This window comes from Pseudomonas sp. HP_01, from assembly GCF_055284355.1.
The window spans coordinates 53706-69844 of record NZ_JBTOPV010000013.1; the positions used below are offsets into that span (position 1 = coordinate 53706).

Here is a 16139-nt window from a genome sequence, read left to right on the forward strand (position 1 = left end):
CAACGAACAGGTGAAGATATGAGCTTGAATCCGAGAGACGTCGTGATTGTCGACTTCGGTCGCACACCGATGGGCCGCTCCAAGGGTGGCATGCACCGCAATACCCGCGCCGAAGACATGTCGGCGCACCTGATCAGCAAACTGCTGGAACGCAATAACAAGGTCGATCCGGCGGAAGTCGAGGATGTGATCTGGGGTTGCGTCAACCAGACCCTGGAGCAGGGCTGGAACATCGCGCGCATGGCGTCGCTGATGACGCAGATTCCGCACACCTCCGCTGCGCAGACGGTCAGCCGCCTGTGCGGTTCCTCCATGAGCGCGTTGCACACTGCGGCGCAGGCCATCATGAGCAACAACGGTGACGTTTTCGTCATCGGCGGTGTCGAGCACATGGGTCACGTCGGCATGATGCACGGTGTCGACCCGAACCCGCACATGTCGCTGTACGCCGCCAAAGCCTCCGGGATGATGGGCCTGACCGCCGAAATGCTGGGCAAAATGCACGGCATCACCCGTGAGGCTCAGGATGCGTTCGGTGTGCGCTCCCACAAGCTGGCGCAGAAAGCCACGCTGGAAGGGAAGTTCAAAGACGAAATCATCCCGATGCAGGGCTACGACGAGAACGGTTTCCTGAAGATGTTCGACTTCGACGAGACCATTCGTCCGGAGACGACGCTGGAAAGCCTGGCCGCCCTCAAGCCTGCGTTCAACCCCAAGGGCGGTACGGTCACGGCCGGCACCTCGTCACAAATCACCGACGGTGCTTCGTGCATGATTGTCATGTCCGGCCAGCGCGCCATGGACCTCGGCATCCAGCCGCTGGCGGTGATCCGCTCGATGGCAGTAGCCGGTGTCGACCCCGCAATCATGGGTTACGGGCCGGTTCCGGCGACCCAGAAAGCGCTCAAGCGTGCAGGGCTGAGCATCGCCGATATCGACTACTTCGAGCTCAACGAAGCTTTCGCTGCACAGGCCCTGCCGGTGCTGAAAGATTTGAAAGTACTCGACAAGATGGACGAGAAGGTTAACCTGCACGGCGGCGCCATCGCCTTGGGTCACCCGTTCGGTTGCTCCGGGGCGCGGATTTCCGGCACCTTGCTCAACGTGATGAAGCAGAATGGCGGCACCCTGGGTGTTGCCACCATGTGCATCGGTCTGGGTCAGGGCATCACCACCGTGTTCGAACGCGTTTAGTTTTAACGGTGTCAGTGTGCGAGCCGGGGCCTGGTGCCCCGGCTTTTGTTTTTTTCCGGAAATGTATTTTCGCCACTTTTTTTCCAGTCACACCCGAGGTTTCCCGCATGCCGCTACAGCCAGGTCTCTACCGTCACTACAAAGGCCCTGAATACCGTGTTATCGGTGTCGCGCGGCATTCGGAGACCGAAGAAGAAGTGGTGTGCTATCAAGCGCTGTACGGCGAATACGGCCTGTGGGTACGCCCTTTGAGCATGTTTCTGCAGTCAGTTGAGGTTGACGGCGAGCAAGTGCCGCGCTTTGCTTTGGTTCAGGCCGAACCGGATCTTTTTCCCCGGCCCTGAAGCAGGACCTGGCAGCAGCATTGCTTGACCTCACCTTTCAGCCACTATATATAGCGGGGCCTCGACGGCTCTGACGTCTTTTTTACTTGCATTAGGAATTTTCCGATCCATGGGCAAATCGCTGGTCATTGTGGAATCCCCGGCTAAGGCCAAGACCATCAACAAGTACCTGGGCAACCAGTACGTGGTGAAGTCGAGTATCGGCCATATCCGAGACCTGCCCACCAGCGGTTCGGCTAGCGCCTCCAAAGAGCCTGCTGCGAAGCGGGGCAAGGCCGTGGCCGAAGCGCCCGCGCTGTCGCCCAAGGAAAAGGCCAAGCGCCAGCTCGTGGCGCGCATGGGTGTCGATCCGGAGCACGGCTGGAAAGCCAAGTACGAAATCCTTCCCGGCAAAGAGAAGGTGATCGACGAATTGCGCCGCCTGGCCAAAGACGCCGACACCATCTATCTCGCGACGGACTTGGACCGCGAAGGGGAAGCCATTGCCTGGCACCTGCGCGAAGCCATTGGTGGCGACGATGCGCGCTACAAGCGCGTGGTCTTCAACGAGATCACCAAGAAAGCCATTCAGGAAGCCTTCTCCAAACCGGGCGAGCTCGACATCGACCGTGTCAATGCCCAGCAGGCACGCCGTTTCCTCGACCGCGTCGTCGGCTACATGGTGTCGCCGCTGCTGTGGCAGAAGATCGCTCGTGGTCTGTCGGCCGGCCGTGTGCAGTCCGTGGCAGTGAAACTCGTTGTAGAGCGCGAGCGTGAAATCCGCGCGTTCAATCCGGAAGAGTACTGGGAGATCCACGCGGACCTCGGCACCGCCAAAGGCGCCAACGTTCGCTTCGAAGTCGCCCGTGAAAAAGGCGAAGCTTTCAAGCCGCTGAACGAGGCGACCGCCATGGCGGCGCTGGAGAAGCTCAAGGCCTCGGCCTACAGCATCAGCAAGCGTGAAGACAAACCCACCAGCAGCAAGCCGTCTGCGCCGTTCATCACGTCCACACTGCAACAGGCCGCGAGCAACCGCCTGGGCTACGGCGTGAAGAAAACCATGATGATGGCCCAGCGTCTGTACGAAGCCGGCTACATCACCTACATGCGTACGGACTCGACCAATCTGTCGGCTGACGCCGTGGCCATGGCCCGCACCTACATCGAAACCGAGTTCGGCAAGAAGTACCTGCCGGAATCGCCGATCGTCTACAGCAGCAAGGAAGGCGCGCAAGAGGCTCACGAAGCGATTCGTCCGTCCGATGTCAACACGCACCCAAGCAAGCTTACCGGCATGGAGCGTGACGCCGAGCGTCTGTACGAGCTGATCTGGCGCCAGTTCGTGGCCTGCCAGATGCCGCCTGCGCAATACCTGTCGACCACTGTCAGCGTCGCGGCCGGTGACTTCGAGCTGCGCGCCAAGGGCCGCATCCTGAAGTTCGACGGTTACACCCGCGTGCTGCCACAAATGAGCAAGCCGGGCGATGACGACGTACTGCCGGACATGGCTCAGGGCGATAAGCTGAAGCTGATCAAGCTCGATCCAAGCCAGCATTTCACCAAGCCGCCTGCGCGTTACTCGGAAGCGAGCCTGGTCAAGGAAATGGAAAAACGCGGCATCGGTCGTCCATCGACCTATGCGGCGATCATCTCGACGATTCAGGACCGCGGTTATGTGGCTCTGCACAACCGTCGTTTCTATTCCGAAAAGATGGGTGACATCGTCACCGAGCGTCTGTCCGAAAGCTTCTCGAACCTGATGGACTACGGCTTTACCGCCGGCATGGAAGAGAACCTCGACGACGTGGCCCACGGCCAACGCGACTGGAAGAACGTTCTTGACGAGTTCTACGGCGACTTCAAAAAGAAACTCGAAGTGGCCGAAGCACCTGACAGCGGCATGCGCGCCAACCAGCCGGTGATGACTGACATCCCGTGCAAGGTCTGCGGCCGCCCGATGCAGATTCGTACCGCGTCCACCGGCGTGTTCCTCGGGTGCTCGGGCTACAGCCTGCCGCCGAAAGAGCGCTGCAAGGCCACGGTCAACCTCACGCCGGGCGACGAAATTGCCGACGACGATGAGGGCGAGTCCGAATCCCGCGTATTGCGTGGCAAGCATCGCTGCCCGATTTGCAGCACCGCGATGGATGCGTACCTCCTGGATGAGAAGCACAAGCTGCACATCTGCGGCAACAACCCGGATTGCTCGGGTTACGAGATCGAAGAGGGCACGTATCGCATCAAGGGCTACGAAGGCCCGAGCGTCGAGTGCGACAAGTGCGGCGGCGAAATGCAGCTCAAGACCGGTCGTTTCGGCAAGTTTTTCGGCTGCACCAACTGCAAGAACACCCGCAAGCTGCTGAAAAGCGGTGAAGCGGCGCCGCCGAAGATGGACCCGGTGAAGATGCCGGAGCTCAAGTGCGATAAGGTCGATGACACCTACATCCTGCGCGATGGTGCGTCGGGGTTGTTCTTGGCAGCCAGCCAGTTCCCGAAAAACCGCGAAACCCGTGCACCGCTGGTGATGGAGATCGCGCCGCACAAGGACGAGATCGATCCGAAGTATCACTTCCTGTGTGACGCGCCGAAGAAAGACCCCGACGGCCGTCCCTCGGTGATCCGCTACAGCCGCAAGTCCAAGGAGCAGTACGTGCAGACCGAAGTGGAGGGCAAGCCTACAGGCTGGCGTGCGTTCTACGACGGCGGCAAGTGGAAGGTCGAGGACAAGCGTTGATCGTTTGATCTCGATCCGGCTGGTCAGCTCCGGCGCTTTGCGTTAAAAGAATCCCTCGGTGTGCTCGCGCGCCCCGAGGGATTTTTTTGTCTGCGATCGACTGGCTGTATTCACGCTTCGATCCACCCATCTCTACAGAGGCCGCTGTCATGGCTCACGAACTCTATACCCGCACCAATCAGAAGATTTTCTTTGCAGGCCTCGCGCTGGAGGCGATGGCGAAGGCCAGGGACAGCAGCGCGATGAACGCCCAGGGGCTTGAGCAGGCTGAACGTGAATCAGCGATCTTTCATCTCTACGGCGCCTTGCTGGGGTTGTGTCATGAAATCGCCGGCTACTACCGGCTGCCACAGGCCAGCACTCCGCGCGCCGAGGACCTGCTCTCGCCAAAAGTACTGGAAGCTATCGCCATTCCGGAAATGGGCGAATTGGTGGAACTCGCTCAGCACCGCGAAACCTGGTTGGCACAGCTGCTGGCGTCCTATCACGCGTTGTTCATGCCACCGCGTGCGCCGCGCAAACCCAAGGGTGACGTCACTCAGCCACTGATCATCGCCGTGGGGGCGGAGGAAGAGCCCGAGCAGGCACTGACGCGCGAAGAGATGGAAAACTGGCGTCAGCAGCTCAAAGGGCTGGCCATTCGGTTCAGAGAAGGTCTTAGCGAGTGCTGATACGGAATGATCGATGGGCTAGGGACTGAGTCATCTGGCTGTTACAATGCCGGCCTTTCGTGGAGAACTGTCCTGATGCCAACTTCGTTTCTGGAAATTGTTGAACTGCCTGACGGCCGCATCGAACTGCGCCGCGCTGAAGATGAAGGATCGCTCGTCACCCTGAATTTTTCGGAAGACGCCAAGGCGTTCTTGCAGGGTCAACACGTCGAAGTCGCCAAGGCGATGCTCAGTGTCGGTGTGCAAATGGCAGGCCGTCTGGCCGAAGGTGAGTTGACCAAGGATGAAGAAGGGCCGCGCGTGTTGCATTGATCTTCTCAATTTGCAACTCGCTCAAACGCTGTCCCGCTTCTCGATTCGCAAGAAGCGCCTACACGCTCTGAATACCCCGAACAGCTCTGCCGACGTGCTCAGCCCAGCCGAATGTTGAGGCTCTGTGCATCGCCGCTACGTGCAGCGCTTGCCAGTTGCTGGCGCGCACTGCCTGAGATTGGATTGATCCAGCTGACCACCGTATGGCTGCGGCCCAGGCGCAAGACTTCACGGGTCAGTTCCAGCGCGCTTTGTGTTCCGCGCGGGTGCATCAGAATAATACGTTCCCGGTTCAGACCGGCGTCACGCAGCCACGCCTGAGTCACACTGGCAGGCGGTGCTACCAGCGTCAGCCAGCGGTCGTTGGTGTCTTCACTCAACTCACGCAGGATCGGAGCCAGCAGGTTGAGGCAGTTCCCGGCAGCGCCGCGCAATGACAATTCACTAAAGGCTTCCGGTTCGTTGCTCCAGGGCGACTCGGCAATCTCTGCCAGGGTCGGGACCTGCAACAGCGGGACGTCGAGCATTGGCATGCCGGGCGCCATGAATGCTTCGAACAGTGGCAGTTGTGCATGTTGTTGCGGTGTCTGTGGGAGCTGCATCTATGTTCTCCTTATCGACGTATCACGCCGACGCTCAAGCCTTCAATGACGAGATCCTGATCTTTGAGATTCACTTCGATCGGTGCGAAGTCGGCGTTTTCGGCCAGCAGCCAGACCTTGTTGCCCTCACGCTTGAAGCGTTTCACTGTGACCTCGTCACCGATCCGCGCCACAACGATCTGGCCGTTGCGTGCTTCGCGGGTGGTGTGGACGGCCAGCAGGTCGCCATCGAGAATACCGACGTCTTTCATGCTCATCCCGTGAACCCGCAGCAGGTAGTCTGCACTCGGGTGAAAGAAGGCGGGGTTGATGGCGAGGGATTCTTCGATGTGCTGCTGGGCCAGGATCGGCGCGCCCGCTGCGACGCGGCCAATGATCGGCAGGCCACTGTCATCGGGTTTGGCTTCGAAGCCGGGGATACGAATGCCGCGGGAGGCGCCCGGGGTCATTTCGATGGCGCCTTTACGGGCCAGCGCTTTCAGGTGTTCTTCGGCAGCATTGGGCGATTTGAAGCCCAGCTCCTGAGCGATCTCGGCGCGGGTCGGCGGATAGCCGTTGTCTTCGAGGCAGCGCTTGATGAAGTCCAGAATCTCGGCTTGGCGTGACGTCAGTTTGATCATGTGCATCGCTCTGGCTTTTTATACAGTGACTGGGATTATATACAGTGCTTGGGTCTTGGCAATGGTCCTTTTCGTCGCGCCTGCACTCAGCCAATGCCATGAATGGCTACAGGCCCCGGTTTGTATGGTTAAATGCCCGTGACTGCATGGCCGCAAAGCGGACGCTCAGGGTTGACAGTGCGGTGTATGAAACGTATGTTTCAAACACTTGTTCGTCAGGCGTTGAACCATGGCTCAGTCGGAAACAGTTGAACGAATTCTCGATGCAGCGGAGCAGCTGTTTGCCGAGAAAGGTTTTGCCGAAACCTCGTTGCGGCTGATAACCAGCAAGGCGTCGGTCAATCTGGCGGCGGTGAACTATCACTTCGGTTCAAAGAAGGCCCTGATCCAGGCGGTGTTCTCCCGATTCCTCGGGCCGTTCTGCATCAGTCTTGACCGCGAGCTTGAACGCCGCCAGGCCAAGCCTGAAAACAAACCCACCCTTGAAGAGCTGCTTGAGATCCTTGTCGAGCAGGCGATGGTCGTTCAGCCGCGCAGCGGTAATGACCTGTCCATTTTCATGCGCCTGCTGGGCCTTGCGTTCAGCCAGAGCCAAGGCCACCTGCGGCGCTATCTCGAGGACATGTACGGCAAGGTGTTCCGTCGTTACATGCTGCTGGTCAACGAGGCGGCGCCGCGCATTCCACCCATCGAGCTGTTCTGGCGGGTCCACTTCATGCTGGGCGCTGCGGCTTTCAGCATGTCCGGCATCAAGGCGTTGCGCGCTATCGCGGAGACCGATTTCGGTGTCAACACGTCCATCGAGCAGGTCATGCGCCTGATGGTGCCGTTTCTGGCGGCCGGTATGCGTGCGGAAACCGGAGTTACCGACAACGCCATGCTCACCGCGCAACTTCGGCCCCGGACCAAAAGTTCGGCGCCGGTGCCTGCCAAGGCCTGAGGCGCGCCACCGGCCGGCGGTGGCGGAATTTGCATCACATCCTGCGATCCCTCACCATGCCGGCCTGAGCATTGGTTGTTGAAGGATCTTCCTATGAGTTCTGGCCTGCAAGGCTCCCTGATGGTGGATGTCGCCGGTACCTGGCTGACCTCCGAAGACCGTCAGTTTCTGCGTCAGCCCGAAGTGGGCGGCTTGATCATTTTCGCGCGTAACATCGAGAGCCCGCGGCAAGTTCGTGAGCTCTGCGCGTCCATTCGCGCCATTCGTCCCGAGCTGCTGCTCGCTGTCGATCAAGAGGGCGGCCGGGTACAGCGCCTGCGCCAGGGTTTTGTGCGGCTGCCGCCGATGCGCGCCATTGCCGGTCATCCAAACGCAGAAAGTCTCGCCGAGCATTGCGGCTGGCTGATGGCAATCGAAGTGCTGGCGGTAGGGCTGGACCTCAGCTTTGCGCCGGTGCTGGATCTGGACTATCAACGCAGTGCAGTCGTTGGCACCCGGTCGTTCGAAGGCGACCCCGAGCGGGCGGCGGTACTGGCGGGCGCTTTTATCCGGGGCATGAATGCGGCCGGCATGGCCGCCACGGGCAAGCACTTTCCCGGGCATGGCTGGGCCGAGGCTGACTCCCATGTGGCGATCCCCCATGACGAGCGCAGTCTGGAAACAATCCGGGCCAACGACCTGGTGCCTTTTCAGCGCTTGAGCAAACACCTGGCAGCGGTCATGCCTGCCCACGTCATCTATCCCCAGATCGACTCACAGCCGGCGGGCTTCTCCCGTCGCTGGCTGCAGGACATCCTGCGCGGCGAGCTGGGCTTCGATGGCGTGATCTTCAGCGATGACCTGTCGATGGCCGGCGCCCATGTGGTGGGTGATGCCGCCAGCCGCATCGAGGCGGCCCTCACCGCAGGTTGCGACATGGGATTGGTCTGCAACGACCGCGCTGCGGCCGAGTTGGCATTGAGCGCGGCGCAGCGCTTGCAGGTTTCGCCTCCTGCGGCGCGACTTCACAGAATGCGTGGCCAGGGCATGGTGTCAACCGAATACCGGCAGCACCCCCGCTGGCTGGCGGCGCTGACCGCCTTGCGCGCTGCTCAATTGATCGAATAAGGATTCCCCATGACTGTTTACGCGATTATCGGCGGCACCGGCCTGACCCAACTGGAAGGCCTGACGATCCGTCAGTCTCTGGCCGTGAATACCCCTTTCGGCGCGCCGTCCGGCGATATTCAGCTCGGCGAATACGCCGGCCGCGAGGTGATGTTTCTGGCCCGTCACGGGCACCCGCACCGCTTTCCGCCGCATAAGGTCAACTACCGCGCCAACATCTGGGCTCTGAAGCAGGCCGGGGCCGAAGCGATTCTGGCGGTCAACGCCGTCGGCGGAATTCATCCCGACATGGGCACCGGCCATTTCTGCGTGCCCCATGATCTGGTGGATTACACCAGTGGCCGCGAGCACACCTACTTTGCCGATGATCTTGAGCACGTGACCCACATCGATTTCAGCTTTCCCTACAGCGCGCCATTGCGGGCTCGACTGATCGCCGCGCTGGCGGCTGAAGGGTGCGCCCACAGCGACTTCGGCGTGTACGCCTGCACCCAAGGCCCGCGCCTGGAATCCGTGGCCGAGATTGCACGGCTGGAGCGCGACGGTTGCGACATCGTCGGCATGACCGGCATGCCTGAAGCGGCCCTGGCACGTGAGCTTGAACTGGAATATGCCTGCCTGGCGCTGGTGGTGAATCCGGCCGCGGGCAAGTCGGCAGCGCTCATCACGATGGCGGAAATCGAGCAGGCTTTGCACGACGGAATCGGCAAGGTCAAGGCAACCCTGGCAAGGGTGCTCAGTGCTGCTTGAAGCAGGAAATCGTCGGGCTGGCCGGGGCTTTTCTGGAGCGCTGGCTAGGCCGGGGAGGGCGATAAAGTCAACGTCATTTCGTTGAAAAAGTTGTCCACGGAAAGGGTGAATATCTCTGTGGATAAGTTTCTGTAAGCCTGTAGTTGCAAGGCTTTAGCTGCAATGGTCGTTTAATGATCAGGTTTGCCACTGGCGCCGACGCAGCAGGTTAATCGTCAGAATTCTATTCAGAACAGGCCAGGAATGGGCGGGGAGCAATCGAGGGAGGGATCAGGCTTTCAGATGCCAGTCAGCGCGTCGATCTCGACGCGCTGACAAGGCAAGTTTCCGAAGGTATAACTCATGCGGTTCAGCGAAGGGGTCCGTGGGTGAAAAGCCCTGATCGGATGATCAGGACTCTGCCCACTCAACGTCGGTCAGACCCAGTTGCTCGGCTTTCGGCTTGGTCACTTTCGGGACCCTGTCCGACCGGTATTTGGGAATCTGACCGAACCCGGCATCCACCGAAGCCCAGTGCCAGGCTGATGCGTTGTCCATGCCTTCTGCGCTGATGTAGAAGCTTTTGTAGCTGCCGTGCAGCAGATAATCGATTCTGAAATGCTTGTACTGTCCCACGCTTGCAAACCTCCCTATCAGTCACTCACTTTGTAACTGAGTCGTCACCGCCGGGAAAATTCACTCGAAATCTCCCTTCTAAGCCAAACGGTTAGCTTTAGTACAGAACGATTGGCAAACAGTGGTCCACCCTTACAAATGAATGGCATAGCCCCGGTTTCAATGGGGTTTAGTGGTGGCTTGGCTGCATGCAGCGTTGTCCGATGCGGCAGCGACGACGTTTTTGTCATCCTGCCGCGCCGTTTTTTACACTCAAACGGTTACTTGTTCAGGAATTTGAACACAGTGGTCTGGGTGTAGGCCTTGCCCGGGTCCAGGCGGGTGGAAGGAAAGGCAGGTTGGTTCGGCGAGTCCGGGTAGTGCTGGGTTTCCAGCGTGAATGCGCCCCAGTGCGGGTAGATCTTGCCGCCCTTGCCTTTGACGGTGCCGTCGAGGAAATTGCCCGTGTACAGCTGGACCCCAGGCTCGGTGGTGAACAGCTGCAGGCGGCGCCCGGACTTCGGATCGACTACGTCCGCTGCCAGATTCGACAGTTTGCCCTTGGTGTCGAGCACCCAGTTGTGGTCGTAGCCGCCTTGGGTCGCTTCAGCAAACTTGAGCTGCTGGTTGTCTTCACGAATGCGCTTGCCGAAGGCGACAGGCTTGAGGAAGTCAAACGGTGTGCCGGCCACTGACGGGAGCTCGCCGGTCGGGATCAGCGTCTCGTTGACCGGCGTGTAATGCCCAGCATGCACCACCGCCACCTGATCAAGGATGTCGCCGTTACCCGCGCCGGCCAGGTTGAAGTAGCTGTGGTTGGTGAGGTTGAGCACGGTCGGTTTGTCTGTCGTCGCGTGGTACTGAATGCGCAACTCGTTCTTGTCGTTCAGGCTGTAGGTGACTTCGGTTTTCAGCGTCCCGGGGAAACCCATCTCGCCATCCACCGAAACGTACGTCAGCTTGACCCCGACCGAGCCTTTGTCCTTGACCTCTTGAGCCTTCCAGATCTGCTTGTCGAAGCCTTTCGGGCCGCCATGCAGTGAGTTGGTCTTGTCGTTCAGCGGAACTTGATAGCTCTTGCCATCCAGAGTGAACTTGCCGCCGGCCAGGCGATTGCCGAAGCGGCCGATGGTAGCGCCGAAAAACGCGGTGCCATTGACATAGCCATCCACATCATCGAAGCCCAGGACCACGTCCTCGGCCTTGCCGTGCTTATCCGGTACCAGCAGTGACTGGAGCGTGCCGCCGTAAGTGATCACGGTAGCCTGCATGCCCTGGCTGTTGCGCAGGGTGTATTTCTCGACCGGGGTGCCATCGGCAAGTTTGCCAAAAGCGCCGTGTTCGGTGGACAGTCCGGCGGCGTGCACTTGCAGGGCGGCGGCCATCAGCGACAAGCCTATGGCAGGTATAAGCGTCTTTCTCATTGCGTCGATCCTTTTGTTTTTATGGGCATGTTTTACCAGCGTGTTGCTATCGGCGTTGTCACGGGCGTTGCCCGAGGGCAGCACCCTTGTTGCTCTGATCGCGGCGTCTGTCGCGACGGCTCGGCGGCGCAGTATCCGGTGATTGGTCATACTATTTGAGCCGTCTGGCGCTGATATTTCGAGTTATAGATCAAAAGCACTCGCTTTAAAAATAAATTGTAATACTATTTGGCGAAAGGCGGTGTCCGTACTGACCCGGGAAGGTCTAGCCCAGGATTGCTCGCCTGTACAGGCGTTTGACTCCTAATCGTATGATCATTAGCCTCGATTTGCGGAACACACCGCAGACAGGGGCGGATCAATGAGCAGCAGTTTTCACGCGTCTACGGTAGACCGCCTGGGGGCCTGGATTGCTCAAGGCCATGTGATGCCGGGGCAGTCGCTAAAGGTTGAGGCGGCGTTGGGTGAAGAATTCGGTGTCAGTCGTACCGTGATTCGCGAGGCCATCAAAACACTGGTGGCTAAAGGATTGCTGGAAGTCGGACCCAAGGTGGGCACGCGGGTATTGCCGGTGCGCAGCTGGAATCTGTTTGACCCGCAAGTGGTGGGGTGGCTGGCGGCGAAGGGGCTGCCGGAAAGTTTTGTGCTGGACCTGCTGGATTTGAGGCGCGCCATAGAACCGATGGCCGTGCGTTGGGCATGTGAAAGGGCGACACCGGAGCAGATTGCCGGGATTCAGGCAGCTTATATGCGGCTTGCGGCCAGTGTGGCGGACTCGAGTGATTACAACGCTGCGGATCAACACTTCCATGAAGCGGTGTTAGCGGCGAGCCATAACCAGTTCATCGAGCAGATGTTGCCGGCACTGGGCGCTTTGCTGGCGATCTCGTTCGAAGTGTCATCGGCGGTGCCTGGAGAACTGGGCAGAACCTTGCCGTTGCACAAGAATCTGGCAGATGCCATCGCCAACCGGGATTCGGCGAGGGGTGTGTGGGCCTGCATGAGCCTGATTGAAAACGCCGGTGAAGTGATTGCGCGTTGTCGGGAACAACCCCTGTCGCGCAGCTCATGACCGGCCGAGTGAGACGTTTTACAGGTGAGCTTTTTGAGTGGCTCACGGACCTATAATAATAAGCAGGAAATTTTCCATGAAATGGCTGCCGGTCTGCGACCAGCGTTTCAAACTGGCCGAAGGGCCATTCTGGGACCCTACCCACCAGGCGCTGTACTGGGTCGATATCGCCAGCTTCCGCGCGTTGCGCTTGCGCGAAGGCCAGCTGTCCCACTGGCAGTTCCGCGAACCTGTTTCTGCCTTCATACCCACCACCCAGGGCGACGCACTGGTCACCCTCGCCAGTGGCGTCCATCGTCTCGACCTCGATTCCCCGACCAGTCAACCTGTCCTTTCTCTGCTGATTGCCGCCGACCCCGTGCCGGGCAACCGTGCCAATGAAGCCCGTTGCGACCGGCAGGGTCGGCTGTGGCTGGGGACGATGCAGAACAATCTGGACGAGCAGGGCGGCGACTTGCCGATCGAGCGCCGGTCGGGCGGACTTTTCCTCGTTGACAGCGATGCCTCAGTTGCGCCCTTGCTGGATGGGCAGGGCATCGTCAACACCCTGGTCTGGCCGGCAAACGGTTCCGCTGTGCTGACCGCCGACACCCTGGACGGTGTGATCTATCGTTACCCGATCAACGATGATGACTCCCTGGGCGATCGCGAAGTCTGGGCCCATGAGCATGCCCGCGGCGCACCTGATGGCTCGGCGATGGACGAAGACGGTTTCGTCTGGAACGCCCGCTGGGGAGGCGGTTGCCTGATCCGCTTTGCCCCTGATGGCAGCGTTGATCGGGTCGTCGAATTGCCGGTCAGTCACCCCACCAGTTGTGTGTTTGGCGGGCCTGAGATGACCACTTTATTTGTGACCAGCGCGCGACCTGCAGAGGATGCGCTGGAGCTGGACGGGTCTGTGATTCAGATGGAAATCGGCATCAAGGGAATGGCCTCGCACCGCTTTGCGGGGTGACCCAAACCCTCCGCCAATGAGGTGTGACACTCGGTTACATAGGCTTCATTGATAATATGATATGACTGTTTTCAGTCGAGCGGCCTGCGCTGTTTTCACCTGCATACCGCCCCGACACTCACTGCTGAACGCTGTAGCTAGTCAATAAAAATAAGGAGTTAGCTATGTTGAGTCGCCACGGGATTCGTTCCCTGTGCTGTGCTGCTGTTGCCACCGCCATTCTGGGCATGAGCGCCGGTGTATCCGCCGCCGACGCTGAGAAGGTCAAGATCGGCTTTCTGGTCAAGCAGGCTGAAGAGCCCTGGTTCCAGACCGAGTGGCAGTTTGCCGAGAAAGCCGGTAAAGACCACGGTTTCGAAGTGATCAAAATCGCCGTTCCCGACGGTGAAAAAACCCTCTCCGCCATCGACAGCCTTGCCGCCAACGGCGCCAAAGGGTTTGTCATCTGCCCGCCTGATGTATCCCTCGGCCCGTCCATCGTCGCCAAAGCCAAAGCGAATGGTTTGAAAGTCATGGCTGTCGATGACCGCTTTGTCGACGCCAAAGGCAAGTTCATGGAGGACGTACCGTATCTGGGCATGGCGGCGTTCGAAGTCGGCCAGAAACAGGGCGCGGCCATGGCCGACGAAGCGAAGAATCGCAAGTGGGACTGGAAAGAAACCTACGCGATCATCAACACCTACAACGAACTGGACACTGGCAAGAAGCGCACCGACGGTTCGGTGGATGCGTTGAAGAAAGCCGGTATGCCTGAAGACCATATCCTCTTCGCTCCGCAGAAAACCCTCGACGTGCCTGGCAGCATGGACTCCACCGGTGCGGCCCTGCCCAAACTGCCAAGCGGCGCCAAGAATCTCATCATCGGCGGCATGAACGACAACACGGTGCTGGGCGGCGTACGTGCGACGGCTGGCGCCGGCTTCACAGCGGCCAACGTGATCGGCATCGGCATCAATGGTACTGACGCCATCGACGAGCTGAAGAAGAAGGAAAGCGGCTTCTTCGGGTCGATGCTGCCCAGCCCTGACAAAGAGGGCTACAACACCGCCCTGCAGATGTACGAGTGGGTCACCACCGGCAAAGAGCCTGCGAAATACACCGCGATGGACGACGTGACGCTGATCACCCGTGCCAACTTCAAGGAAGTGCTGACCAAGATCGGTCTGTACAAGTAAGCGCGGCAGTCGAGTCGGGACGCCTGGCTCTCAGGCGGATATCTGCAAGGCCCCGTTCCATCCGCAAAGGGTGGGGCGGGGTGGAGGTGGTTCATGCAACAGGCATCGGTTCAACAACAGGTTCAGCCTGGCGGCAGCCTGCGCTTCAACGGGATCGGCAAGACTTTTCCCGGGGTGAAGGCGCTGTCGGACATCAATTTTGAAGCTCGGCCAGGCAGCGTTCACGCGCTGATGGGCGAGAACGGCGCGGGTAAATCGACGCTGCTGAAGATTCTCGGCGGTTCGTACCAGCCCAACGGTGGTGATCTGCAGATCGGCGACCAGCATCTGGCGTTCAAATCCACCGCCGACAGCATCGCGGCCGGCGTGGCCGTGATTCACCAGGAACTGCACCTGGTCCCGGAAATGTCGGTGGCGGAAAACCTGCTGCTCGGTCACATGCCCAATCGCTGGGGCATGATCAACCGCCGGGCCATGGTCCGGCGCGCGCGGGAGCTGCTCAAAGGCTTGGCCGACGAGATCGACCCGAATACGCGTCTGGGTGATCTTTCCCTGGGGCAGCGGCAGCTGGTGGAAATTGCCAAGGCCATGTCGCGCAATGCCCACGTCATCGCGTTCGACGAACCCACCAGCAGTCTGTCGGCGCGCGAGATCGATCGTTTGATGGCAATCATCACCCGGCTGCGTGACGAGGGCCGGGTCATTCTCTACGTTTCCCACCGCATGGAAGAAATCTTCCGCGTGTGTGACGCCGTGACCGTGTTCAAGGACGGACGCTTCGTGCGCACCTTCGAGGACATGGCCGATCTGGACCATGATCGCCTGGTGACCTGCATGGTCGGGCGCGACATCCAGGACATTTATAACTATCGGCCGCGTCAGCACCAGGGGCCAAGCCTGCGCGTGACCGGGCTGATGGGCCCCGGTTTGCAGGAGCCCGCGACGTTTGCGGTGGAGAAGGGCGAGATCCTCGGCTTCTTCGGCCTGGTCGGCGCCGGCCGGACCGAGATGTTTCGCATGCTCTCGGGGCTGACGCGCAGTCAGGCCGGTACTTTGCAACTGGAGGGCAAGCCGCTGAACCTGCGTTCACCGCGCGACGCCATCGACGCCGGCATTCTCCTGTGCCCGGAGGACCGCAAGAAAGAAGGCATCGTGCCGCTGTCCAGCGTCGCCGAGAACATCAACATCGGCGCGCGGCCTCGGCACGTCAGCCTGGGTTGCCTGATTCAGGGACGCTGGGAGCGTGACAACGCCAGGCACCAGATCAAATCGATGAACGTCAAGACGCCTTCGCCCGAGCAGCAGATGCTGTTCCTGTCGGGCGGCAATCAGCAGAAGGCCATTCTCGGCCGCTGGCTGTCGATGCCGATGAAAGTACTGCTGCTGGACGAGCCCACCCGTGGCATCGACATCGGCGCGAAATCCGAGATATATCAGATCATCCATAACCTCGCCGCTGACGGCATCGCGGTCATCGTAGTGTCCAGCGACCTGATGGAGGTCATGGGCATTTCCGATCGCATTCTGGTCATGAGTGAAGGCGCTATCACCGGCGAGCTGTCCCGGGAAGAAGCCAATGAGCAGCGGTTATTGCAACTGGCATTGCCGCGTACCCGTGGCTGAACCCGACCAAGAACCTGGTTATGAAAACGGCTATGAAAAATAA

The 16139-nt window shown here is 59.9% G+C and carries 16 protein-coding genes; 12 read left to right on the forward strand and 4 right to left on the reverse strand.

Features of this window, described 5'->3' with window-relative positions:
• Positions 1-18 precede the first annotated feature (18 nt).
• The 5 genes from fadA to ACYAR8_RS10380 all read left to right on the forward strand — a co-directional run bounded on the left by fadA (position 19) and on the right by ACYAR8_RS10380 (position 5234).
• Positions 19-1194: an acetyl-CoA C-acyltransferase FadA gene (gene fadA, locus ACYAR8_RS10360; RefSeq protein WP_463579808.1), complete on the forward strand. Its 1176-nt coding sequence runs from the start codon at positions 19-21 to the stop codon at positions 1192-1194.
• A gap of 107 nt (positions 1195-1301) precedes the next feature.
• Positions 1302-1538 carry a DUF1653 domain-containing protein gene (locus ACYAR8_RS10365; protein ID WP_065988576.1) on the forward strand — a complete coding sequence of 79 codons (237 nt, stop codon included), beginning with the start codon at positions 1302-1304 and terminating at the stop codon, positions 1536-1538.
• Positions 1539-1647: 109 nt separating this feature from the next.
• Positions 1648-4251, forward strand: a complete 2604-nt coding sequence (gene topA / locus ACYAR8_RS10370; protein ID WP_108119650.1) for a type I DNA topoisomerase — start codon at positions 1648-1650, stop codon at positions 4249-4251.
• Positions 4252-4400: 149 nt separating this feature from the next.
• Positions 4401-4922, forward strand: coding sequence for a DUF6586 family protein (locus ACYAR8_RS10375; RefSeq protein WP_463579809.1), 522 nt, complete (start codon positions 4401-4403; stop codon positions 4920-4922).
• Between the two features lie 75 nt (positions 4923-4997).
• On the forward strand, positions 4998-5234 hold the full coding sequence (locus tag ACYAR8_RS10380; RefSeq protein ID WP_037011193.1) for a hypothetical protein: 237 nt from the start codon (positions 4998-5000) through the stop codon (positions 5232-5234).
• Between the two features lie 98 nt (positions 5235-5332).
• Here the strand turns inward: ACYAR8_RS10380 and sulA are convergent, their stop codons facing one another.
• The gene (gene sulA, locus ACYAR8_RS10385; RefSeq protein WP_074885284.1) at positions 5333-5836 is read right to left on the reverse strand and encodes an SOS-induced cell division inhibitor SulA; all 504 of its coding nucleotides are present in this window, start codon (positions 5834-5836) and stop codon (positions 5333-5335) included.
• An 11-nt stretch (positions 5837-5847) separates the two neighbouring features.
• Complete coding sequence (gene lexA, locus ACYAR8_RS10390; RefSeq protein ID WP_065988571.1) at positions 5848-6456, reverse strand: transcriptional repressor LexA; 609 nt, start codon at positions 6454-6456, stop codon at positions 5848-5850.
• A 229-nt stretch (positions 6457-6685) separates the two neighbouring features.
• On the opposite strand from lexA, the gene ACYAR8_RS10395 reads away from it, so the two are divergent.
• The 3 genes from ACYAR8_RS10395 to ACYAR8_RS10405 all read left to right on the forward strand — a co-directional run bounded on the left by ACYAR8_RS10395 (position 6686) and on the right by ACYAR8_RS10405 (position 9253).
• Positions 6686-7396 (forward strand): TetR/AcrR family transcriptional regulator, encoded by a 711-nt coding sequence (locus ACYAR8_RS10395; RefSeq protein ID WP_074885281.1) that lies wholly within the window; start codon positions 6686-6688, stop codon positions 7394-7396.
• Positions 7397-7501: 105 nt separating this feature from the next.
• Positions 7502-8503: a beta-N-acetylhexosaminidase gene (nagZ, locus tag ACYAR8_RS10400; RefSeq protein ID WP_463579832.1), complete on the forward strand. Its 1002-nt coding sequence runs from the start codon at positions 7502-7504 to the stop codon at positions 8501-8503.
• 9 nt (positions 8504-8512) lie between these two features.
• Positions 8513-9253, forward strand: coding sequence for an S-methyl-5'-thioinosine phosphorylase (locus ACYAR8_RS10405; RefSeq protein ID WP_463579810.1), 741 nt, complete (start codon positions 8513-8515; stop codon positions 9251-9253).
• A 390-nt stretch (positions 9254-9643) separates the two neighbouring features.
• On the opposite strand, the gene ACYAR8_RS10410 is transcribed toward ACYAR8_RS10405, so the two are convergent.
• Both ACYAR8_RS10410 and ACYAR8_RS10415 read right to left on the reverse strand, forming a co-directional pair.
• Complete coding sequence (locus ACYAR8_RS10410; protein WP_074885272.1) at positions 9644-9868, reverse strand: DUF6555 family protein; 225 nt, start codon at positions 9866-9868, stop codon at positions 9644-9646.
• A gap of 260 nt (positions 9869-10128) precedes the next feature.
• Entirely contained in the window at positions 10129-11271 is a 1143-nt protein-coding gene (locus tag ACYAR8_RS10415) for an aldose epimerase family protein (protein WP_074885269.1), read from the reverse strand.
• A 361-nt stretch (positions 11272-11632) separates the two neighbouring features.
• Between ACYAR8_RS10415 and ACYAR8_RS10420 the strand changes: the two genes are divergently transcribed.
• From ACYAR8_RS10420 to araG, 4 genes are all read left to right on the forward strand, one after another.
• Complete coding sequence (locus tag ACYAR8_RS10420; RefSeq protein ID WP_074885266.1) at positions 11633-12343, forward strand: FadR/GntR family transcriptional regulator; 711 nt, start codon at positions 11633-11635, stop codon at positions 12341-12343.
• A gap of 76 nt (positions 12344-12419) precedes the next feature.
• On the forward strand, positions 12420-13298 hold the full coding sequence (locus ACYAR8_RS10425; protein WP_463579811.1) for an SMP-30/gluconolactonase/LRE family protein: 879 nt from the start codon (positions 12420-12422) through the stop codon (positions 13296-13298).
• A 164-nt stretch (positions 13299-13462) separates the two neighbouring features.
• The gene (locus ACYAR8_RS10430; protein ID WP_108119655.1) at positions 13463-14473 is read left to right on the forward strand and encodes a substrate-binding domain-containing protein; all 1011 of its coding nucleotides are present in this window, start codon (positions 13463-13465) and stop codon (positions 14471-14473) included.
• 93 nt (positions 14474-14566) lie between these two features.
• Positions 14567-16096 (forward strand): L-arabinose ABC transporter ATP-binding protein AraG, encoded by a 1530-nt coding sequence (araG, locus tag ACYAR8_RS10435; protein ID WP_463579812.1) that lies wholly within the window; start codon positions 14567-14569, stop codon positions 16094-16096.
• Positions 16097-16139: the final 43 nt, after the last annotated feature.